We start from the raw sequence: 18,859 nt of genomic DNA on the forward strand, positions 1-18,859 counted from the left end.
AACACCACCACCACCATCCACATCACCGGACACCAGCAAAACCACACCGTCTTCAACACCACCATCACCGGCCCCACCACCTAACCCACCAACACACCACCAGTCCGGCTGCGTCTGGAGACTGCTGCCGCATGATCTGCCACCGTGGCAGAGGGTCTGCCACTGCTGGCGGCGATGGCAGCAAGAAGGCGTGTGGGAACGGATGCTGACGGCACTGCGCGAACGCGAGCGGGTACAGCTCGGCCGCGATCCCATCCCCAGTGCCGCTGTTGTGGACAGCCAGAGCGTTAGGGTCAGTGAGCGCGGCGGCCTACACCGGTACGACGGCGGCAAGAAGGTCAGCGGCATCAAACGGCACCTGCTCGTCGACACCCGCGGCACCGTTCCCGTCAACCGCCGACCGACACCCAACAAATACGGAACAACCCGCCACTCCCAAACCGGACGCCAGCGCGGGCCACTGAACTTGATCGGATGATGTCGGCGCCGATCGCCTGACGGCGGCCGCTCAGCCCGGGCGGCTCTGGACCATGAGACACGCGCACGGCGGCGGGTCGACCGATGCCGGGAGAGCCGGGCGAAAGCGGACCCGGCCGCAGGACGTGAAACGCTTCGAGCGCGGGGAGAACAACCGTGAGACAGCTGCCGTGCCGCGCATCGGCGAGCGGCCGGTGAAGCGATGACGCCGCCATCGCCGCGACCGCGGCGAGGCCGGAGTCCTGCCGAAAGACTCACCCGGACCACCAAGACTCAGCGAGCAGCAGGTCCCCAAACCGGAGCGGGAGCCGAAACACGGCCCCCTGAACCACGGCCGGGACGCGAGCCGCGCGGGGCCGAACCGCTCTTTGGCCCTCTCAAAACACCGGATGAACCAACGCCGAGCAAGCAAACCTCCCCGCCCGCAACACCGACGCGAGCCGACGGCTGATCCACGGCATCGACCTCAACCGCGACCGGCTCTACCCGGGCACCCGGCCGATCCAGGCCGACAAGGCGGTCAGGCACGACCCGCTCTTCCCCGCGGCACGGCAGATGTGATCCCGCCGCACAGCGGGGATTCCCGCGCCACCAAGACCCCCTCGCGGCGTACACGGGCACCGCCTGGCAAAGACACAGTGACGGCAACACCCGGCATACGCAACAAAAGCGGGCCACCACCGTCACGGACGGCACCTGCAAGCACCGCAGCAACGGGCACCAAAAAGGGAGGTCAACCGCCTCTGCGGTCCAGGACACGACGGGCCGCCTCCGCCTCCGCCGCAGACGGCGACAACTCATCGAGCGTGTCGAGTTCGGCGTCTGCCTCCAACTCGCTTTCCCAGGCCGCAGCGAGCCGCTCCTGCTCATCACGTGGTCCGGCCTCGACAGACCGCCGATCCTCAGGATTCAGAACCGCCAAAAACCTGGCCACCGAGTCCATCGGCATGCCGCACTCCTCGTCGCCGGACAACGCGCTGATACCCGCCCAGCATGGCCAACCGGCTCCCGGCCAACCACCCGACACGGCTCCAGCACACCCGGACGGCCGCAGCCCGGCCGGACAACCCCGACCAACACCCATCAGACGAGCACACCACCCCCCGACTCCACGACTCCCGCCGCCCGCCCACCCCCCGGGAACGACGCCACAACATCCACGAGGCCTCCCTCCGCCTCGGACGCGGACCACCGATGCGTGTCCGCGACAGGACTAGGTGCGGGTGGTCGGCGGCGTCGTCGAGAAGCCGCCGTGTTCTCCTCGACGGCCTGGAAATCGCAGCCTGCCCGTCCGGCGGGTCCGGTGACATGGTCACGCCCGGCGGCAAGGTGACGCAGTGCACCGTCCACCTCCTGGCGGACGGCGACGAACCGGTCGCGGTCGGCTTCGAGGACGCGGACGAGGGCGACCTCTCCGTCTGGCGGGCGCACGTCTCCTGATCCGGCCACCGAGCGGACGCCCGCTTCCGGCAACGAAGCCAGGCGTACCACCGGTTGCGCGGCTCCGGCATCGGCGCTGCACCTCCCACCGCCGCACGGCTCAGACGCCGCCCAGGCTGTGGATGCCGGAACCGGAGAGGACCCGCTGACCTGCAATGACGGGAGTACTGACGGTCGGCTCCGGTCTCGATGCCTGCTGTGCCTCGCAGTTGTACAGCACCCACGTGCGTGATGTACGACAACGCCACGACGACTCGACCGACTCAGACGATGTGGTGGGCTGAAATGGCAATCGCCCTTGCCGTGGCAGCCGCGACGTTCACTGCGCTCGTCGCCCTTCTCGGGTCCACGACAGCCCAGGGCCTCCACGTGACCCTGGACGGCGGGGCTTCGATCTTGCTGATCGCTCTGTCCATCGGCGTCGGCATCTTCGCGAGCAGCCGGTTCCGTGCCCGGGGGCTGCGTCGGCAGGCCGCACCCCGCACACAATCTTGAAAACCGTCGTGGCAGCAATGTCACCATGGGTTCCAGTCCCACACCCACCACAGACGAACGCCCCCTGACCAGCTCACTCGGTCCGGGGGCGTTCTCGTGAGTGTTGTCCGCCGGCGAGCTGGCTCACTCGGTGCTGGAGGGCTCGGCCGAATGCAGGTGGGCGACTGTCAGGTTCGGCTCCTGGAACTTCAGGCCGTGGTCCTCACGTCCGCAGGGTTCGATTGCGCAGCCGGTCGATCTCAGCGAGCACGCGGTCCACATGCGGACGCACCTGCGCCTGCAACGCATCGCTCCAGCTCTCCTCGGAGTAGGGCCAGTTGAGGTAGAGCTCCCTGGCGTGTTCGAGGACAGGACGGTGCTCGGGCGGGAGCTGGGCGAGGGCCCAACCGGCAGCGGCATCCTTCGACTTGATCTGGCCAGTGGCGAGTGTGGTCCAGATGCGGGCGAAGGTCAGCAGGACGTTGCGGGTGTCGCTGTGCAGGTCGTCGAGCAGACCGGTGATGCCCGCCACGCTCGCCCGGACCAAGTCGGCCCGCGGGACCGGGTCCAGGACCTGCGCCGGGCGCGGGCCGACGAGGGGATGGTCGCCGGTCAGCGTCATGGTGATCAGTAGGGCCAGATCGGGCATCGGCTCCGGCTGGGGGACCTGCCCGGCCTCGTATTCGGCGCGCAGCCACTCGCCGTAGAGGAAGTCGGCGGTCGGCGGGTACCGCCACGGCCGAACCTCGGACTGGACGACCACGGTGAGCTCGACCGGGCGTGCCTTGTTTCGAGAGCCGGAGATCCGGAGCAGTCCACCCAGGAGTGTCCGTCGATCCTGCTCGTCCATTCGCCGCCGGGAAATGACCAGTACATCCACGTCGCTGGCCGGCCTGAGTCCACCGAGCACACCGGAACCATGGAGGTAGGTGCCGAGGACATCTTGGCCCAGCACACCCTCGACCAGCTCCACGATCTGTTGAACCTGATTCACTGCACCAGCGTCTCCTGTCATCCGGCCGACTGCACCGCATTATCTGGCTTCGGCCGGTCAGGGCGATGTGCCGAGGGCGAGGCCAGTTCCGGTGATGAAGCCGCCGAGGGTGTCCGGCTGGTACTGGAGGCGTTTGACCCGGTTACGGACGAGCGTTCCAGGCGGTCCCACCCATCTCTCCCGCTGGCCTGCCCACAACTCCGCGGCCGCCGAGCAGGGTCAGGTTCCAGAGTTTGTCGCCGTCCCGCACGCTGTCCTCGGACTCCTCGGCGTCGCTGGTGATCACGGGGTCGTGCTAAAAGACACCCGGACGGCATTCTGGGACGCCGGTCGCGACTCCACAGAATGCGGCCACGGGTCCACTTCTCGGGCATTGGCCGAGCTGCTGGCCCCCACCAAGGCGGCAACGGGTTGCGCACGGCCAAGCCCACCAGCCGTTACATGCCCGCACCGACAGCCGAACGGCCGTCCGACGCTCCTCTCACCATCCACGACACCCCGTTCGTCCCATTCATGGCCGACCCGGCTGCCGAAGACGGAAGGCCCGGGCGCTCTAGACGTCGTAAGGGTACGAAGACGTCGGCAGGAGCCGGCCCTCACCGGCTCGGCCTCCCCCCACCCCCATCATGATGATCCGCCCCATTCGCTGACCGCCCCCGCAACTGAACCCATGGGAATTTACTGGAGATGCCCCATCAGATGCGGCGGCTCAGCCACCCGTCAGAAGGCCATCCAGCCGTAGACTCTGCGCCTGGCTCCGGGGCCTTGGCCGCCCCCGGTCAGCCGCCGATCCAGGCGTCGACCATCTCCAGGTGCTCAACCGCGGGCTCGGGCGGACGGAAGCCCAGCGCCGCGGTGACCACCTGGTCCACGACCGGGTGCAGACGCTCCTCGACGAACCTCTTCCAGTCGGCCTCCGACTCCCAGACATCGGTGTACCGCAGCCCGCCGGGTGTGCGGTGGACGAGATGGGCCACCAACCCCCGGGGCTTGTCCGGCCCCAGCCCTTCCTTGATACGTGCGTAGGTGGCCGGGTCGATCGGCACCTCGAAGGTGAACGCGTACGTCACGGGACCACATCCCTCATATTCAACCGAAGCCATTTCGGATGAATATGGCTAGCATCGATCGTGTGGAGAGACCAGTCAAGAGGCAGTACGACACGAGCCGCCGCCGGGCGGCGGCACAGGCGACCCGGCAGGCGATCCTGGACACGGCAACGCGGCTGTTCACCGAACGCGGCTACGCGGCGACCACGATGGCGCAGCTCGCCGAGTGCGCCGGCGTCGCAGTCGACACCGTCTACACAGTGGCGGGCCGCAAACCGGCGCTGTTCCTGCAACTGGTGGAATCCGCCATCTCCGGCACCGGCGACACCGTCCCGGCCGCAGAGCGCGACTACGTGCGCGAGATGCGCGCCGAGCCGGACGCGGCCCGCAAACTGCGCCGCTACGCGCGGGCCGTCCGGGAAATGCACGCCCGGCTGGCCCCGCTGCTGCGCGTCGCCCGAGCGGGGCCGCCGGAGGTCGCAGAAGTCTGGCAGAGCATCGCCCGACGCCGGGCGGACAACATGCGACTGCTCGCCCGGGACCTGGCCGCGACAGGCCAGCTGCGCCACGGGCTGGACCTGGAGGAGGTGGCCGACGTCATCTGGGCCACCAACTCGCCCGAGTTCTACTGCCTGCTGGTCGAGGACCGCGGCTGGCCGCCCGAGCAGTTCGAGCGATGGCTCGCCGATGGCTGGTGCCGACTGCTGCTCGCCTGATCCCGGTCACCTGACTGCCTCCAGCGTCGGCGGTATGCGCGCTGTCGCCGGTCTTCAACATCCGGCGATACGGGGACTGGACGTACGCGAGAGGGGCTACGAAAAAGGATTTGATGGAGCGTCATTTTCGGCTGCCAAACTAGTAGGCGTACGCGGTCTCACTCGACCCGCCCCCTTGCAATCGAACACCAAGGTGACGCTCTACGACCGCTCCCCAAGATCTGTGCCAGAACCCAGTTTTGGTGGCACTACGCCGCGGGCGCCGGCAGCACCACCGCCGCCCTGAGCCTCTACCTGCTCCACCTGCGTCACGGCGACATGCGCGACGCTCAACACTGGGCCGGCCAGATTCACCGCCTCAACCGCCTAAATTGGAGCAGCTACACCCCGGTGCCCCACCGCGCCGACACCAGCGCCAATCCCTCCCCCGGCCCCAGCGTCCGCTACACCCTCCCCCGCTCGGGCCCCGCCGTCTCCGAAGACGCCGCCAAATACGCCATCGACGAACTTGAAGCCCCCCACAGCGGACTCCTGGGACCTGTCCCCCAGCCCATTCCCGCCCTCGCCGACCACTGGAACGAACTCGTCAGCACATGACACGCCAACCCGGAACGGAGCACATTGGCGTGTCGCGAGCTCTACTGGCAGTGCCAGACGGGTTCGGTCTCGACGAGGACGGCGGTCCCCCGTCCGTTGGATGCCAGCACGCGACCGAGACCCCCCAACCCGGATACCGACGCGCGCTCTCGAACCGGCACCACGCCGGGCTCTCATCACCGACTGGAGCCCTACCGAGCCTTCCACTTCACCGGACCCCCGATGCTGGTGGGTGGCACGGACGACAAGGCGCGGCAGTCGATGCCTGTCGCGGCGTTGGATGCCGACGGAGCAACCTCGACTACACCGCAGCCACCGTGATGCCGCCTACGCGCGGACGCATCCGCTCATGGGCTGGCGGACAGCGTGCAGTTCGGCCAGACACCGGCGAAGAAGGAACTCGGCGGCGTGGCGTCCCGCCTCATCCGCGACCTCCTTGGAAGACACGCCTCGTGTGCCTCATACGACCCGCGCAGTCAGCGCAGCGCGGCCGCGCGCCGCTCGCCCCGGATCCGCTGCGCCACCTGGGGCGCGGTGAAGACAGCCCAAGCTGGATCGGCGTCCGGACCGCAGGCCCGCTCGCACGTCAAGGCCAGAAAGGCACGGGTGTCCATCTTGCACTGCTGGGTGCGCCGAGGGCTCCTGGCGCGCGATCAGACATACGGAGCGCCACTGTCCGCTGCCAGGCGGGTGAGCCACTCGCGCAGCAGGTGCTGTTCGGCGTCGCTTAGGACATCGGCATCATCTGGGAGAGCGGCGCGCAGTGCGCGGGCCGCTGCGGCGGGGCCGGTCTCCGCCGCGGGGACCGTCGGTTCGGCGCGGGTGATGGCGGCGACCATGGCCTCGCGAAGAGCGGTCAGCAGCGCCGGATTGCGGCGTTCTGCTGGGGTGGAGTGCCAGGTGGTGACCGCTCCTCGACCGGTGGCCTGGATGATCTGGGCGGCCAGCTCCTCGTCGACCCGCAGCCACCCCCCGGCCGCCAGTCGGCGCACCCGGCCGTGGAGAATCTCCAGGCCCGCGCGGTGTGCCATGTCCGCCCCCCGGCCGGTGGCCCTGTTCATTACCGCGAACAGCTCAGGGCGGGAGACCCCGAACTCCACCACCATGTCCCAGCCGCAGCGCAACTCCTCCACCGGGTCCTGCGGATCGGAGTCGAGCTGCGCGCGCTTGCCCTCCAGGAACTGCGCGTAGCCGTGCTCGGCGACGGCCTCAAGGAGCCCCTCCTTGTCTCCGAAGAGGCGATAGATCGCCGGAGGCTGCGTTCCGGCCGTGGCGGCGACCGCGCGGGTGCTCACCGCGTCTGGGCCGCCGTTCTCCAGTAGCTCGACGGCCGCCTCAACGATGCGGCGACGAGGAGTGTCGGTGGTGTCGTGCGTGGCCATGAATCGATGATATCGAAGACTTGGTTCCATTGATATTCCAGTGTTACCGTCGAAATGATTCCACTGGAAACAGCGTCGGGAGAACCCAATGATCATCGTGACCGGAGCCACCGGAAAACTCGGCCGCAGCACCGTCGAACACCTCCTGGAGCGCGTCCACGCCGACCGCGTCGGCGTCAGCGTCCGCGACCCCCGCAAGGCCCAGGACCTCGCCGACCGCGGCGTCCGTGTCCGGCAGGGCAGCTTCGACGACCCCGCCTCGCTCGTACACGCCTTCGAGGGGGCCGAGCAGCTGCTCCTCGTCTCCCTCGACCGCATCGGCGAGGAGTGCGTCACCGGCCATCGCACCGCCATCGACGCCGCCGTGAAAGCCGGCGTCGGCCGCATCCTCTACACCAGCCAGATGGGCGCCGCCCACGACTCCCGCTTCCAGGCATGCCGGGACCACGCCCAGACCGAGGACCTCCTGCGCGCCACCGGCCTGCCCTGGACCGCGCTGCGCAACGGCTTCTACGCGGCCAGCGCCATGCAGTTCCTGGAGTCCGCCCGCCACACCGGCGACATCGCCCTCCCCGCCGACGGCCCCGTCGCCTGGACCGGCCACAACGACCTCGCCGAGGCCACCGCGGTGATCCTCACCAAGAACGGCCGATTCGAAGGGCCCACCCCGCCGCTCACCGGCGCGACGACGCTCGACTTCGGCACCATCGCCGAGATCGCGTCCCAGGCCACCGGACGGCCCTTCACTCACACCGTCGTCCCCGACGACGCCTTCCGCGAGCAGGCACTGACGCACGGCACCCCGGCCCCGATCGCCGACCTGATGCTGAGCATCTTCGCAGCGGCACGAAATGGCGAGTTCACCGCCGTCGACTCGACGCTGGCCGAGCTGATCGGCCGAAAGCCCGCCACCTTCGGCGCCCTGCTGGAACATGCCTGGGCCGAATAGATCCTGTGGGGCGCGCAGAAAGCGTGAGCCTACAAGGACGCACCCGGCGACTCGTCGTCATCACCCTGCGAAACACGCACCCCTGACGCCCCAGCCCAACGCGCAAGCGTCAGGGGCGTGGTCATTTGCCCCGCCAGCCACGTTTCCAGGGGTCAGCTCCGCCCCGTGCTGACACGAAAGCCTCATCAGGGGCAGTATCACGCGCCGACGGGTCGGCGCGTGTGGGCCATGGGGTTGTGGTGGTAGGCGCGCGAGAAAAAACCACCTCTGGTGCGACGTCCGCGATCACGCGGGGGCGCATGAAGCGGAGCCAGCCCGGGAGTGCGTCAGACCTTGCAGAAGCCGAGACTCTTGAGTGCTTGATTGATCTGCTGTGCAGGTCAGGAGCTTGATCAGTCATGGAGTCAAGTAGGGCACGTAGCCGGAAACGGTTCGGCCGGGCCTGGCCACTGTGGGTCCGTTTCGGCTCTGGCCACATTGAGGAGATTGACGGGGTGGTGGTCCTCGATATCCGTGACGCTGTCCGCGGCGTGCGTGAGGCTGGCTCCTGAACCGGGCTCGCGCCGCGTTTGTCCCGTCTCGCTGGGCTTGATCGCGTCGCATCGGAGCTTGACCGGCCAGGCTCGCTTACCTTCTTACCGAGGAGTGCGAGCACAGGGTTATCCACAGATGGTCAGGCGAGGTCTGAACGCCTGCGATCCTGGCGTCATGACCTACCGCCGCCCCGATCGAGAACGTGCATTCAGGCAGGCCCAACGGACTCTCGCCTCGCGCCGCCGACCGACCCCGCCGTACTTGATCGAGAACGTTGCAGCGCAGGTCGGCATGTCCAGTTTCACCGCAGAGCATTTCGTCCAGGGCTGGGGCATCGGTGCAGCACCACCCGTCGACGACTACCAAATCTCGACCCACTGACCACCTCACGCGCCGCAGACCGCCCGCGCAGCAGTCGGTGCGCATCCGGCCAGGCCGCGATGTCAGTTCGGCAAGCTGGTGAGCTCCCCCCCAGGTGGCGATCTTCGACCATGCATCCGGCCCCCTGGGAAACGGATACCTGCCTGGTGGGCAACGGAGGCGACGGTGCTGGCCGCCGACCGCCGCTTGGCGCCGCCATCAGGTCAGAACGAACCGGGCTCGATGATCTCTTCGTCCTCGTCGTGAGGGGGTTCGAAGCGTGCGTAGAAGTCCTTCAGTGCCGACTCGGTGACCATCAACGCGTTGCCGTCCTCACGCTGATTGCGCTCCCGCAGGCGACGCAGCAGTTCCTCGTGAGGGACAGGGAAGTAGAACAGCCGCCACTGTCCGCCCGCCTCTTCGATGAGCTTCCTCCACTCGTCCCGGGAGGAGCGCAGCCACAGGCCGTGGTCCAGGACTACGTCACGGCCGGCGGTAACCAGGTTGACCAGCCGCTCGCGGACTTCGGCGACCACGGGGGCCTCCAGGGCGAAATATTCTCGCTCCGGGTAGTCCACGCCGTACCGGCCGTGTCGGGCGTGCACGATCTCGTCCACCGAGAGCCGCACCGCCCCGGCCAGCTCCAGTCGCCGCTTCGCGAACGTGGTCTTGCCCGAGCCGGTCAGCCCGGTCAGCAGCCACACCACCGGTACGGTCTCGCGACCGTCCTGCGCCCCGCCGGGTTCCGCCACCCTCACGCGTTCTTCCTCCGTCGGAAATGCCCTCTCCTCCAGGCTGCCACCCCATGCCCTTCGCGTGGGTGATCCGGCCGCGACTGCCCGCGATGACGACGCGCTGCTGCCGCTGGTGCATGCGGTGGAGCGGACCGGCCAGCCCAACTGGTGCGGGTGCGGACACCGGCGCTGGCCACCATGCATCTGCGCCACTACGAGGCCTTCTGCCTTCGGCCGAGAACGTCCGTGAAGGCCAGGAAGTGGCTGGCTTTACGTTCGTGCCGCGCCTGCTCGCTGCTGGGCCCGGAGAACGCGTGCGCCTGAGCCGGATCGCTCTCGTCGTAGACATCACCTACTCACGGGCGCGCGTCGTCCTGGTTCGGTGGCTGGACCTGGCGGCTGGTCAGCGGCCAGGTCCGTGCCCTGCGCGGCTGGGTCATCAAGCTGACGGCAGCGCCTTCACGCCGAATCTGTAGTCCACGGGGGAGAGTGAAGGGGTACCCGGCCCCGGGCGGTCCGCGGCACGCTCCCGCCCACAATGCCTCTAGCAGTGCCTCCGCTCCTGCCTCTACAGTGGGTTCATGCCCAAGATTTCCGTTGACCTCAGCCCTGAAGAACTGGAACGTCTGAACGACTACGCCAAGGCCAAGGGCGTTTCGACCCGCTCCCTCGCGCACAAGGTGCTCGTGGCCGAGGTGGACCGGGCCGCGTTCCTGGACGCTGCCCGCGGCGCTTACTCCGTGGCGCTGGCCGCGGTCGAGGACGCTCCGGAAGGCCTTCGGTGAGCCCGATCGTCTACGTGGATCCCGGATGGCTGCTCACGGTCCAGTCCGAGGCCGCACCTCCCAACGTGGACATCAGCGATTGGGGGGCCCTGCACTGGACGGGCACCGCCCACCGCTACGAGCAGATCGCGGGCTCTCCGTACTACGAGGAGCCGGAGGTGCGTGCGGCGACGTTCTTCTACCTCGCGCTCACGCTGAAGCCGTTCGCCGACTACAACCTGGTCATCGGCTGGTCGGCCGCCCAGGCGTACATGCAGCTCTCCGGTCGGCCGGTCGCCCCGGAGTCCAAGGCTCTGTGGGCCCTGGCCGGGGATATCCGCGCCGGGGAGGCAGGACTGAGGGACACCGCGGCGGCCATCCGCTCGTGGCGCACCGGCTCCGAAGCCTGACCGGTCCCGGCGCACACCGCCGGGACCGTCTCATGTCGGCTACTGGCTGACCTCGGCCACCCTCGTTTTCCGCCGCAGCAGCGCATCCGCGGCGACGCCGTCTCGCAGCCGAAGCGGTTGGTCTCGCAGCCGAACCCGTCATCCGGTGCAGCCACGGCCGCGTTCGCCGACGCCCTCACGACAGGCTTTCGATCATGGTCATGATGGTTGGGACAGTTGGCGTAAGGTAGAGGAATCCGACGCGGGGTGGAGCAGCTCGGTAGCTCGCTGGGCTCATAACCCAGAGGTCGCAGGTTCAAATCCTGTCCCCGCTACTGAAACCTGAGGGGCCGGCACGATGTGCCGGCCCCTCAGGCGTGCCCAGCCCCAGGGCACGCGGCGTTGCAGCCACGCGCGCCGGTCATGGTCGGGTCGCCCGGGGGAATCGCACCCCCGGGCTCCCACAGAACCGTGCGTAACAGTCTCCCGTTACACGGCTCTTGTCCTCCTGATCACCGGAACTCTGGTGTCCATGCCCACTGGGCAAAGAGCCTCGGATACTGGCGCGTGACGCGGTTCCAGCATGCGTGGGCCTTCTTGAACGACCTGAGCCGTCGATACTTCTTGCGGACCCATCGCATCAGGTAGGTGTTGATGCGATGAAGGAGGGGATGCAGCTCGGAGCGGTAGAACGCCCCGTAGTACTGCATCCAGCCCCGCACGATCGGGTTGATGCGTCGTGCGAGGTCGAAGAAGGTGAGGTGGATCTGCCGGTGGAGCCGCCACGAGCGGATCTCCGTGCTGATCTTCTTCTGGGCGTCCTTGCTGATCGCGGGCAGAAAGCCGGTGAAGTTCGTACCGTTCCTGTTCCGCGCCCCGCGGGCTCGGAAGGTGAACCCGAGGAAGGTGAACGACGTGTGCTCGTAGGAGCCGCGCCGCTTGCCGTCCTTGCAGTACACGATCCGGGTCTTGCCGGGATGCAGCCGCAGCCCGACATCGCCCATTCTGTTCGCGAGCGCGGCCAGGACCTCGCGGGCCTGGCGCTCGCTGACGCAGTGCACGACCGCGTCATCCGCATACCGTTCGAACTCGACGCCCGGATACATCCGGGTGAGCCACGTGTCGAACGCGTAGTGCATGAACAGGTTCGCCAGCACGGGCGAGACCGCCGATCCCTGAGGGGTTCCACGGTCCCGCTTCTGCAAGGTGCCGTCGGGTAGTTGAAGCGGCGCTCGGAGCCACCGATCAACATACAACTTCACCCAAACGGCGTCGGTGTGAGCTTCCACGGCCTTGACGATGAGGTCCCAGCGGACGCTGTCGAAGAACTTCTGGATGTCGAGATCGATCACCCAGTCCTTCCCCCAACACCGCCGCCGGCATCGCTCTACCGCATCCAGCGCAGACCGTCTCGGCTGGTATCCATAGGAATCCACGTGAAAGACAGGCTCCACGCAGATTCCCAGATGCCTGGCCACCACGGTTTGCGCCACACGATCGGCAACAGTAGGAATGCCCAGCATTCTCGTGCCGCCGCCATGCTGTTTCGGAATCTCCACCGCACGCACCGGAGGAGGGAAGTACGTCCCCGAGGACATTCGATTCCAGATCTTGTAAAGGTTGCCCTTCAAGTCGACCTCGAAGTCCTCGATGGACTGCCCGTCCACCCCTGGCGCCCCTTGATTCCTCTTGACCTCCCGATATGCCTCCAGTACTTCCCACTTGGAGATCTCGAACGACTTGTTCGGTGACTTCAGCTTGTCCATCGGCTCCTCCCGGAGAACGTCCGGTTGACCAGACACACACAGCCACGGATGACCCGGCCCCTTCGCTCCGCCCCCGTTACAGGGGCTTCAGCACTACTACGGGCCGGTCCGCCAGCACGCTCCGCGCCGGTACTCAGTCCCTCGCGGTTCAGCCGCTCAGGGCGCTCCCTCTCGCCGCCCTCTCGGGAACGGCAGTGTCGAAGCGTGCCTTCCCACGTTCCGTGCAAGACCAGCAGACCAGGCTCACGCCACCTCCATGCCGGGCACCACCTGACCAATAGACGGGCACCCGTCAGGCTTATCCCAGACCCAATCCCGTGGGCCCAGTTTTGATGCCACTTCGATTTCAATAACGACACTTCAGCAGTGGTTCACTTGCGTTCGTCTTCCTGATCCCCACCTGACGCCTCTCGGGCGCCTTCTCCACATCGCTCACCACGATCGCGTCACCGCTTTCGCAGCATGTGGCGGTTTGAAGCCTCCCCCCGCAGGGCGGCTCCGAAGGGCCAGACCTTCATGACTTGCACAGCATTGCTTCCAGAACTGTTCCTACATACGGTTCCTTTCGCATTCGTGGCACACGGGATTCTTGAAAACGGCTCTGGCCGCAGTTCCGTGAACGGACATATGGCGGGGAGCGAACGTGCCGCATGTGGCACTCTGGCCGGATGGCAGAGAGCGACCGGGAACGCGCGGTAGAGGGCTGGATCTGGAACGAGAACGTCCAGCCCTTCTTGGCTCTCTTGGCGCGTTACGCGAACTACGACTTCGATGGCACCGACTGGCAGGCGGTCGAACTCGGCCTTGAAGCCACCGATGATGAGCACCCGGATCGCTGGTACAGCTATCCGCTCGTCGGATCGGACCATCGCTTCGAAGTGCACCTTGCGCAGGCCGTGGGTGGCAGTGAGGTTTCTGTCCGCGTGACGGGAACTTCCAACCCCGAGCTGCTGCTGAGGGCGGACACCCTGATAGCGGCCTTTGCCACCAGGCTCGTCGCATGAGGCGAGCATCAGTCACAGCCCTCATGGCCGGGTGAGAATCCGGGTCGGGAGGAGGGCGAACGAGGCTCAAAATTCACGGAACTGCGGCCAGAGCCTTGAAAACAGCCGGGGCTACTCCTCGCCCTACTTGATCCAGATCTCAAACAAGTGGGGAAGTCCAGTGAGTTGCTGTTGTCTTTCCGATCTTGAGGGCTATCCGTCCTACGGGAGTCAGGCAAGACGTTCGAGCGGCAGGCCGAAGGAGGGGAACAGGTCAGCCCGGTGGAATGCGAGCACCGCCGACACTCCCGCTCCGGACGGCGTCAGCACCTGCAGGTAGCGCGCGTGGAAGAGGCCGTCACGACCGCGGCGGTGATTCTGTCCCGGAGCTTGGAGTTACCCCCGCGGGCGCGGGGATGACGCATGGTCGAGGAGGACGACGTAGTCATGGCCGAGCTCGGCGGAACGGTGAAGCGCGAGACAGGAGAGGTGATGCGCATGTCGATGGCCGAGGTGTTCCGTATGCGCGACGGAAAGATCTGCGAACGCCGTGCATGGGTAATCGAGCTCAAGAAGAACGACTTCCGCTGAGGTCGTGGGCGGCGGCCTGCGGAGCCCTCCGCGTCCGTTCGCCGACCGCGGCCTCCCCTCACCCGGCGGCCCGGTCCGCGAGCACCGTTTCGCGGAAGGCGGCCACCACGGGGCGCAGATCGATCCGGTGCCAAGCCGCCCACAGCTGAACGGACCCCTCGTACCAGGGAAGTTCACGTACCGCGACGCCGTCGGACATGCCTCGCACCATGCTCCTCTGAATGAGCGCGAGGCCCAGGCCGGACGCGACCAGACCCAGCGCGGTGAGGGGGTCGGCCGCGTCGAGACGGATGTCCGGCGTGAAACCGGAGGCGACGCACGACGCGACGAACGTGTCACGCCACGCAGGATCCTGGGCGTCGCCCACCGCGATCCACGGCTGCCCGTCGAGGACGCCGGGTGTCAACTCCTCCGCCAGGGCGAGGGGATGCCGCTCGGGCAGCGCGAGCAGCAGCGGGTCCCGCAGCAACGGCGCCGCGTCCAGGTCCGGGTCGCCCTCGGGCGGCGGTGTGCGCACCAGCGCGATGTCAAGGCTCCGCTGGCGCAGCCCCTCGAACTGCTCGGCCGACTCCTGGTCGTACAGCGCGACGTGGATGTTGGGGCGCTGGTCACGCAAGGTGCGCAGGGCTGAGGGCAGGACGCCGGTGTGCATGGCATCGGCCACGTAGCCGATGCACAGGCCGCCCTCCTCCCCGCGGCCGAGCCGTCGGCCGAGGTTCTCCAGCCGGTCGGCGTGGCGCAGGAGGGCGTGCGCCTCGGTCAGAAAGACTCTGCCGTCGGAGGTCAGCCGGATGCGTTGCTGGCTGCGCTCGAAGAGCGTGAGACCCAGGTTCTTCTCGAGCTGGGCGATCTGCCGGCTGAGGGGTGACTGGGAGATGTGCAGCCGCTCGGCGGCGCGGCCGACGTGTTCGGCCTCGGCGACGGCGACGAAGTAGCGGAGTTGTCGCAGGTCAAGCATGTAGGACCTCGGAGGTCTCAAGTTTGTCCGAGCAAGTCTTGGACAGTCTCATGTAGGGATCCTAGCCTCGAAGACGCAAGGCCGACGGATCGCACATCCGGTGATGTATCCGTCCGAACCACCATCGCGAGGACCCCTTCATGAGCATCAAGTCCCTCCTGCCCGGCGCGCTCGGCTTCGGCACCGCACCGCTCGGCAACATGTTCCGCGCCATCCCCGACGAAGAGGCCGCGGCCACCGTCGAGGCGGCCTGGGACCAGGGCATCCGCTACTTCGACACCGCGCCCTTCTACGGCGCGGGACTCTCCGAGATCCGGCTCGGCGACGTACTGGCACAGCACCCGCGCGAGGAGTTCGTTCTCAGCACGAAGGTCGGCCGTGTCGTCCTCGACGAGATCGAGGACCCTGCCGCCCGCGACCTCGGCGAGAAGGGTGGCCTGTTCGAACACGGCCGCCCGAACAAGATGGTCAACGACTACACCGCCGATGCCACCCTGCGCTCCATCGAGGACAGCCTCGAGCGGCTGCGCACGGACCGCCTCGACATCGTGTGGGTGCACGACGTCGCCCAGGACTTCTACGGAGACGAGTGGCTGGCCGCCTACGAGAGCGCCCGCACCGGCGCCTTCCGGGTCCTGCAGCGGCTGCGCGAGGAAGGGGTCATCAAGGCCTGGGGCCTCGGCGTCAACCGCGTGGAACCCCTGGAGCTCACCCTGGACCTGGACGAGCCGAAGCCCGACGCCTTCCTCCTCGCGGGCCGCTACACCCTTCTCGACCACGGCCGCGCCCTGCAGCGCCTGCTGCCGGCCGCCGCGGCCCAGGACGTGGACATCGTGGTCGGCGGCCCGTACAGCTCGGGCATCCTCGCCGGAGGTACGCACTTCGAGTACCAGAAGGCGCCCGCACACATCATCGACAAGGTGGAGCGGATCAAGGCACTCGCCGAGCGGCACGGAGTCGGCATCAAGTCCGCCGCGCTCCAGTTCTCCCTCGCCCATCCGGCGACGGCGGCCGCGATCCCCGGCGCCACCAAGCCCGGTCGCATCGCCGAGGACACCGCCGCTCTCGGCGAGAGGATCCCGGCCGAGTTCTGGACCGACCTGCGCGAGGAGCGACTGATAGCGCAGGACGCCCCCGTCCCCGCCGCCTGACCTTTCCCACCCCGCACACATATACGTACACGTACACCTACAGGAGAAACCCGTGGCCACGACCACCGCGTCCATCGACATCACCGCATCGCCCGACCGCGTCTGGCAGCTCATCGGGGGCTTCGACTCGCTGCCCGACTGGCTCCCCTACATCCCCACCAGCGAACTCGGTGAAGGCGGACGCCTGCGCCGCCTGGAGAACGAGGAGGGCGAGGTGATCGTCGAACGACTCGAAGCCTTCGACAACGAGACCCGGACGTACAGCTACTCGATCCTCCAGGCCCCGTTCCCCGTCACCGGCTACCGCTCCACGCTCACGGTGCACGAGACGCCCCGCCGGGACACGGCCCGTGTGGAATGGTCCGGCGTCTTCACACCGGACGGCATCAGCGACCACGACGCCGTCGCCCTGTTCCACGGCATCTACACGCAGGGCCTGGCCGCACTGAACCAGACCCTCACCGCACCCCCGGCCTCGGTCTAGCGGTGGTTTGTTGACGGCGGGTCATAGCTGCAGTAGGCCGGTAGCAGAGGAACGTCGTCTCGCCGCCAGGGGGGCTCGTGATGACCCGTCGTGTGCCGTGTCCGCCCGCGCCTGGCCCGCTGGAAGCCTACGCCGCACGCTTTGATGACCTGTTCTCCACGTTGGCACAGCGGCGTGGGTTCCGCGAGTACTTGACCGGTCTGCTCCTGCCGCGGGACCGGAACAAGACGCTGACCTGTTTGGTCGGCACGGAGCCGGTGGTCGGCGCCCAGCACCGGTCGGTGCAGCGGCTGCAGTTCTTCTTGTCCGAGTCGACGTGGGACCACGAGAAGATCAACGCCCGGCGGGTCGAGATGCTGCTGGCCGATCCGGCGACCGCCCCGCACCCGGGCGGCGTGCTGGTGATCGACGACTCCGGCGACCGCAAGGACGGGAGTGCGACGGCGCACGTGGGCAAGCAGTACCTGGGATCGGTCGGGAGGATCGACCGTGGCGTGGTCACGGTGACCACCTGCTGGGCGGACGAGCGCGTCTACTACCCGCTGCACGCCGTGCCCTACACCCCCGCCCACCACTTCCCGAACGGGAAGAACGACCCGGGCTTCCGCACGAAGCTGCAGATCGGAGCCGCTCTGGCCCGGCAGGCGAAGGAAGCGGGAGTGGTCCTGCGGGGCCAGAGCGGCTCCGATCTGGCCCCGCAGGCGAAGGAAGCGGGAGTGGTCCTGCGGGCGGTGGCCGCCGACTGCGCCTACGGCGACCAGGACGGCTTCCGCCGTGAACTGGCCGATGCCGGAATGCCGTTCGTCATGGCGATCAAGCCCCGCCACGGCGCCTGGGCCTACGGCGACCAGGCGTACACTCCCGTCGATGCCGCCCGCGCCCTGGCCTGGCACGACCCGGACGAGCCAGGCGACTGGAGCGCGGTCACCCGCACCTTCCGCGACGGGCACACCACCACCTGGTGGGCCGCAGACGCGCACCTGGGCTGGTGGGGCCCCGACGGAAACGTCCGCCTGGTCGTGGCCACCACCGACCCGGCCACCCTGCCCACACAGTCCACCTGGTATCTGGCCACCGACCTGCCCAGGCCCGGCGGACCACGTGCGGCCGAGAGCCCGATCCAGCCGGCCGACCTGACCGAGATCGTGCGGATCTACGGTCTCCGGCACTGGATCGAGCAGAGCTACAAACAAGTCAAGGACGAACTCGGCTGGGCCGACTTCCAGGTTCGCTCCGACAGCGCCATCCGCCGTCACCAGACCCTCGTCACCTGCGCGTTCTCCTTCTGCTGGGACACCTGGTTCGCCCCACCTCCACGCGTTGACGACCAGGAACCGACCGCCGGTCGGGCAGAGAGGGGGCCGTCCGCCGTCCCATCAGCCCCACCCGGCCAGCTGGCCCAAGGCGATCCGGGCCGTCCGTGGCTGGCTGACGCCCTGGACCACGCTGCAACGCTACTGGCGAGCCTGGACAGCCAAGCCCCCACCCACCGAACTCCAGAACCTGATCAACGCCGTCAGCACCGGAAGACCCATCGACCTCTACACCCCGGCCTAACAAACCACCGCTAGTTGGCCAGTTGAGCGATGGCCCGGCAGGGTTGGCGCATGACACGCGATGACCTCTACGACATGCTCGCCGAGCAGACACCGGCATGTGGCCCAGCGCGAGAGGCGCTGCTATCCGGAGGCACCTTCGATGTCTGGGAGGGCTTGGTCCCTGCCAACCAGCTCTTCCACACTTACCGGATCCGACGCCGGGTCACGCAGAAGCACGGGCAGGTGACACTCGGCCTCGATATGACGGTCGGCATCCTCGAAGCCACAGGAGACGAACTTCTCCGCATCGGCTCGGTCAGGACGGTAGATCGGGCATGGACGTTCATGCTCTTTCTCAACGCCGCCGCCACGACAGTTCTGGCCTGCACTGGCGTCGCCCACACCTCGCACGAAGGGGACTGGACGGAAGCCGAACACTCAGCTGGCCAACTACGACGCTCAGTGGACGACTGAAACGCTCCAGCCACACCAGTCCTGGGCGACCACCCAGGACTGGTACCTGAACCTT

General features: G+C 67.7%; 23 protein-coding genes, 1 tRNA gene and 1 pseudogene. 17 read left to right on the forward strand and 8 right to left on the reverse strand.

Annotation, left to right across the window (positions count from 1 at the left end):
- A pseudogene (locus ACFYW9_RS27450) lies at positions 1 to 193 on the forward strand (transposase); the annotation flags it as partial.
- Positions 194 to 202: 9 nt separating this feature from the next.
- Positions 203 to 478, forward strand: coding sequence for a transposase (locus tag ACFYW9_RS27455; RefSeq protein ID WP_389155831.1), 276 nt, complete (start codon positions 203 to 205; stop codon positions 476 to 478).
- A 732-nt stretch (positions 479 to 1,210) separates the two neighbouring features.
- On the opposite strand, the gene ACFYW9_RS27460 is transcribed toward ACFYW9_RS27455, so the two are convergent.
- Positions 1,211 to 1,426, reverse strand: coding sequence for a hypothetical protein (locus ACFYW9_RS27460; protein WP_389155505.1), 216 nt, complete (start codon positions 1,424 to 1,426; stop codon positions 1,211 to 1,213).
- Between the two features lie 359 nt (positions 1,427 to 1,785).
- Here ACFYW9_RS27460 and ACFYW9_RS27465 point away from each other — a divergent pair, with 359 nt between their 5' ends.
- Together ACFYW9_RS27465 and ACFYW9_RS27470 are read left to right on the forward strand one after the other, a co-directional pair.
- Complete coding sequence (locus ACFYW9_RS27465) at positions 1,786 to 1,917, forward strand: hypothetical protein (protein WP_389155508.1); 132 nt, start codon at positions 1,786 to 1,788, stop codon at positions 1,915 to 1,917.
- 285 nt (positions 1,918 to 2,202) lie between these two features.
- Positions 2,203 to 2,412: a hypothetical protein gene (locus ACFYW9_RS27470; protein WP_389155511.1), complete on the forward strand. Its 210-nt coding sequence runs from the start codon at positions 2,203 to 2,205 to the stop codon at positions 2,410 to 2,412.
- A gap of 202 nt (positions 2,413 to 2,614) precedes the next feature.
- Here ACFYW9_RS27470 and ACFYW9_RS27475 read toward each other — a convergent pair whose 3' ends face one another.
- From ACFYW9_RS27475 to ACFYW9_RS27485, 3 genes are all read right to left on the reverse strand, one after another.
- Positions 2,615 to 3,385, reverse strand: coding sequence for an aminoglycoside adenylyltransferase family protein (locus ACFYW9_RS27475; RefSeq protein ID WP_389155514.1), 771 nt, complete (start codon positions 3,383 to 3,385; stop codon positions 2,615 to 2,617).
- Between the two features lie 142 nt (positions 3,386 to 3,527).
- Positions 3,528 to 3,671: a hypothetical protein gene (locus ACFYW9_RS27480; RefSeq protein ID WP_389155517.1), complete on the reverse strand. Its 144-nt coding sequence runs from the start codon at positions 3,669 to 3,671 to the stop codon at positions 3,528 to 3,530.
- A gap of 493 nt (positions 3,672 to 4,164) precedes the next feature.
- Complete coding sequence (locus ACFYW9_RS27485; protein ID WP_389155520.1) at positions 4,165 to 4,455, reverse strand: hypothetical protein; 291 nt, start codon at positions 4,453 to 4,455, stop codon at positions 4,165 to 4,167.
- A gap of 62 nt (positions 4,456 to 4,517) precedes the next feature.
- Between ACFYW9_RS27485 and ACFYW9_RS27490 the strand changes: the two genes are divergently transcribed.
- Both ACFYW9_RS27490 and ACFYW9_RS27495 read left to right on the forward strand, forming a co-directional pair.
- Positions 4,518 to 5,150: a TetR/AcrR family transcriptional regulator gene (locus ACFYW9_RS27490; protein WP_389155523.1), complete on the forward strand. Its 633-nt coding sequence runs from the start codon at positions 4,518 to 4,520 to the stop codon at positions 5,148 to 5,150.
- 390 nt (positions 5,151 to 5,540) lie between these two features.
- On the forward strand, positions 5,541 to 5,747 hold the full coding sequence (locus ACFYW9_RS27495; protein ID WP_389155526.1) for a hypothetical protein: 207 nt from the start codon (positions 5,541 to 5,543) through the stop codon (positions 5,745 to 5,747).
- A gap of 653 nt (positions 5,748 to 6,400) precedes the next feature.
- On the opposite strand, the gene ACFYW9_RS27500 is transcribed toward ACFYW9_RS27495, so the two are convergent.
- Positions 6,401 to 7,129, reverse strand: coding sequence for a TetR/AcrR family transcriptional regulator (locus tag ACFYW9_RS27500; protein ID WP_389155529.1), 729 nt, complete (start codon positions 7,127 to 7,129; stop codon positions 6,401 to 6,403).
- 88 nt (positions 7,130 to 7,217) lie between these two features.
- Between ACFYW9_RS27500 and ACFYW9_RS27505 the strand changes: the two genes are divergently transcribed.
- On the forward strand, positions 7,218 to 8,078 hold the full coding sequence (locus ACFYW9_RS27505; RefSeq protein ID WP_389155532.1) for an SDR family oxidoreductase: 861 nt from the start codon (positions 7,218 to 7,220) through the stop codon (positions 8,076 to 8,078).
- A 708-nt stretch (positions 8,079 to 8,786) separates the two neighbouring features.
- Positions 8,787 to 8,993 carry a hypothetical protein gene (locus ACFYW9_RS27510; protein WP_389155535.1) on the forward strand — a complete coding sequence of 69 codons (207 nt, stop codon included), beginning with the start codon at positions 8,787 to 8,789 and terminating at the stop codon, positions 8,991 to 8,993.
- A 203-nt stretch (positions 8,994 to 9,196) separates the two neighbouring features.
- On the opposite strand, the gene ACFYW9_RS27515 is transcribed toward ACFYW9_RS27510, so the two are convergent.
- On the reverse strand, positions 9,197 to 9,730 hold the full coding sequence (locus ACFYW9_RS27515) for an AAA family ATPase (RefSeq protein ID WP_389155538.1): 534 nt from the start codon (positions 9,728 to 9,730) through the stop codon (positions 9,197 to 9,199).
- Positions 9,731 to 10,287: 557 nt separating this feature from the next.
- Here ACFYW9_RS27515 and ACFYW9_RS27520 point away from each other — a divergent pair.
- The 3 genes from ACFYW9_RS27520 to ACFYW9_RS27530 all read left to right on the forward strand — a co-directional run bounded on the left by ACFYW9_RS27520 (position 10,288) and on the right by ACFYW9_RS27530 (position 11,194).
- Positions 10,288 to 10,491 carry a hypothetical protein gene (locus ACFYW9_RS27520; RefSeq protein ID WP_351876234.1) on the forward strand — a complete coding sequence of 68 codons (204 nt, stop codon included), beginning with the start codon at positions 10,288 to 10,290 and terminating at the stop codon, positions 10,489 to 10,491.
- A complete protein-coding gene (locus tag ACFYW9_RS27525; protein ID WP_389155541.1) occupies positions 10,488 to 10,880 on the forward strand; it encodes a hypothetical protein in 393 nt (130 codons plus the stop codon). Before ACFYW9_RS27520 ends, ACFYW9_RS27525 begins: the two co-directional genes overlap by 4 nt.
- Before the next feature lie 240 nt (positions 10,881 to 11,120).
- Positions 11,121 to 11,194 (forward strand) — tRNA-Met (locus tag ACFYW9_RS27530).
- A 177-nt stretch (positions 11,195 to 11,371) separates the two neighbouring features.
- On the opposite strand, the gene ltrA is transcribed toward ACFYW9_RS27530, so the two are convergent.
- Positions 11,372 to 12,625 carry a group II intron reverse transcriptase/maturase gene (gene ltrA / locus ACFYW9_RS27535; RefSeq protein WP_389155544.1) on the reverse strand — a complete coding sequence of 418 codons (1,254 nt, stop codon included), beginning with the start codon at positions 12,623 to 12,625 and terminating at the stop codon, positions 11,372 to 11,374.
- 668 nt (positions 12,626 to 13,293) lie between these two features.
- Between ltrA and ACFYW9_RS27540 the strand changes: the two genes are divergently transcribed.
- Both ACFYW9_RS27540 and ACFYW9_RS27545 read left to right on the forward strand, forming a co-directional pair.
- Complete coding sequence (locus ACFYW9_RS27540) at positions 13,294 to 13,629, forward strand: hypothetical protein (RefSeq protein WP_389155547.1); 336 nt, start codon at positions 13,294 to 13,296, stop codon at positions 13,627 to 13,629.
- A 402-nt stretch (positions 13,630 to 14,031) separates the two neighbouring features.
- Positions 14,032 to 14,199 (forward strand): hypothetical protein, encoded by a 168-nt coding sequence (locus tag ACFYW9_RS27545; RefSeq protein ID WP_389155550.1) that lies wholly within the window; start codon positions 14,032 to 14,034, stop codon positions 14,197 to 14,199.
- Positions 14,200 to 14,257: 58 nt separating this feature from the next.
- On the opposite strand, the gene ACFYW9_RS27550 is transcribed toward ACFYW9_RS27545, so the two are convergent.
- On the reverse strand, positions 14,258 to 15,157 hold the full coding sequence (locus ACFYW9_RS27550) for a LysR substrate-binding domain-containing protein (RefSeq protein WP_389155553.1): 900 nt from the start codon (positions 15,155 to 15,157) through the stop codon (positions 14,258 to 14,260).
- Between the two features lie 140 nt (positions 15,158 to 15,297).
- On the opposite strand from ACFYW9_RS27550, the gene ACFYW9_RS27555 reads away from it, so the two are divergent.
- The 4 genes from ACFYW9_RS27555 to ACFYW9_RS27570 all read left to right on the forward strand — a co-directional run bounded on the left by ACFYW9_RS27555 (position 15,298) and on the right by ACFYW9_RS27570 (position 18,804).
- Positions 15,298 to 16,308 carry an aldo/keto reductase gene (locus ACFYW9_RS27555; RefSeq protein ID WP_328457500.1) on the forward strand — a complete coding sequence of 337 codons (1,011 nt, stop codon included), beginning with the start codon at positions 15,298 to 15,300 and terminating at the stop codon, positions 16,306 to 16,308.
- Positions 16,309 to 16,360: 52 nt separating this feature from the next.
- Positions 16,361 to 16,792, forward strand: coding sequence for an SRPBCC family protein (locus tag ACFYW9_RS27560; protein WP_351876249.1), 432 nt, complete (start codon positions 16,361 to 16,363; stop codon positions 16,790 to 16,792).
- 80 nt (positions 16,793 to 16,872) lie between these two features.
- Positions 16,873 to 18,363 (forward strand): transposase, encoded by a 1,491-nt coding sequence (locus tag ACFYW9_RS27565; RefSeq protein WP_389155558.1) that lies wholly within the window; start codon positions 16,873 to 16,875, stop codon positions 18,361 to 18,363.
- 36 nt (positions 18,364 to 18,399) lie between these two features.
- Positions 18,400 to 18,804 (forward strand): hypothetical protein, encoded by a 405-nt coding sequence (locus ACFYW9_RS27570; RefSeq protein ID WP_389155561.1) that lies wholly within the window; start codon positions 18,400 to 18,402, stop codon positions 18,802 to 18,804.
- The last annotated feature ends 55 nt before the right edge of the window (positions 18,805 to 18,859 follow it).

The organism is Streptomyces sp. NPDC002698, assembly GCF_042888945.1.
Classification (GTDB): Bacteria; Actinomycetota; Actinomycetes; order Streptomycetales; family Streptomycetaceae; genus Streptomyces.

Excerpts from the sequence above, each read along its gene's own strand:
- ACFYW9_RS27455 (WP_389155831.1), top strand. The coding sequence starts at position 203 with ATGCTGACGGCACTGCGCGAACGCGAGCGGGTACAGCTCGGCCGCGAT.
- ACFYW9_RS27460 (WP_389155505.1), bottom strand. The coding sequence starts at position 1,426 with ATGCCGATGGACTCGGTGGCCAGGTTTTTGGCGGTTCTGAATCCTGAG.
- ACFYW9_RS27465 (WP_389155508.1), top strand. The coding sequence starts at position 1,786 with ATGGTCACGCCCGGCGGCAAGGTGACGCAGTGCACCGTCCACCTCCTG.
- ACFYW9_RS27470 (WP_389155511.1), top strand. The coding sequence starts at position 2,203 with ATGGCAATCGCCCTTGCCGTGGCAGCCGCGACGTTCACTGCGCTCGTC.
- ACFYW9_RS27500 (WP_389155529.1), bottom strand. The coding sequence starts at position 7,129 with ATGGCCACGCACGACACCACCGACACTCCTCGTCGCCGCATCGTTGAG.
- ACFYW9_RS27505 (WP_389155532.1), top strand. The coding sequence starts at position 7,218 with ATGATCATCGTGACCGGAGCCACCGGAAAACTCGGCCGCAGCACCGTC.
- ACFYW9_RS27510 (WP_389155535.1), top strand. The coding sequence starts at position 8,787 with ATGACCTACCGCCGCCCCGATCGAGAACGTGCATTCAGGCAGGCCCAA.
- ACFYW9_RS27520 (WP_351876234.1), top strand. The coding sequence starts at position 10,288 with ATGCCCAAGATTTCCGTTGACCTCAGCCCTGAAGAACTGGAACGTCTG.
- ltrA (WP_389155544.1), bottom strand. The coding sequence starts at position 12,625 with ATGGACAAGCTGAAGTCACCGAACAAGTCGTTCGAGATCTCCAAGTGG.
- ACFYW9_RS27540 (WP_389155547.1), top strand. The coding sequence starts at position 13,294 with ATGGCAGAGAGCGACCGGGAACGCGCGGTAGAGGGCTGGATCTGGAAC.
- ACFYW9_RS27545 (WP_389155550.1), top strand. The coding sequence starts at position 14,032 with ATGGTCGAGGAGGACGACGTAGTCATGGCCGAGCTCGGCGGAACGGTG.
- ACFYW9_RS27550 (WP_389155553.1), bottom strand. The coding sequence starts at position 15,157 with ATGCTTGACCTGCGACAACTCCGCTACTTCGTCGCCGTCGCCGAGGCC.
- ACFYW9_RS27555 (WP_328457500.1), top strand. The coding sequence starts at position 15,298 with ATGAGCATCAAGTCCCTCCTGCCCGGCGCGCTCGGCTTCGGCACCGCA.
- ACFYW9_RS27565 (WP_389155558.1), top strand. The coding sequence starts at position 16,873 with ATGACCCGTCGTGTGCCGTGTCCGCCCGCGCCTGGCCCGCTGGAAGCC.
- ACFYW9_RS27570 (WP_389155561.1), top strand. The coding sequence starts at position 18,400 with ATGACACGCGATGACCTCTACGACATGCTCGCCGAGCAGACACCGGCA.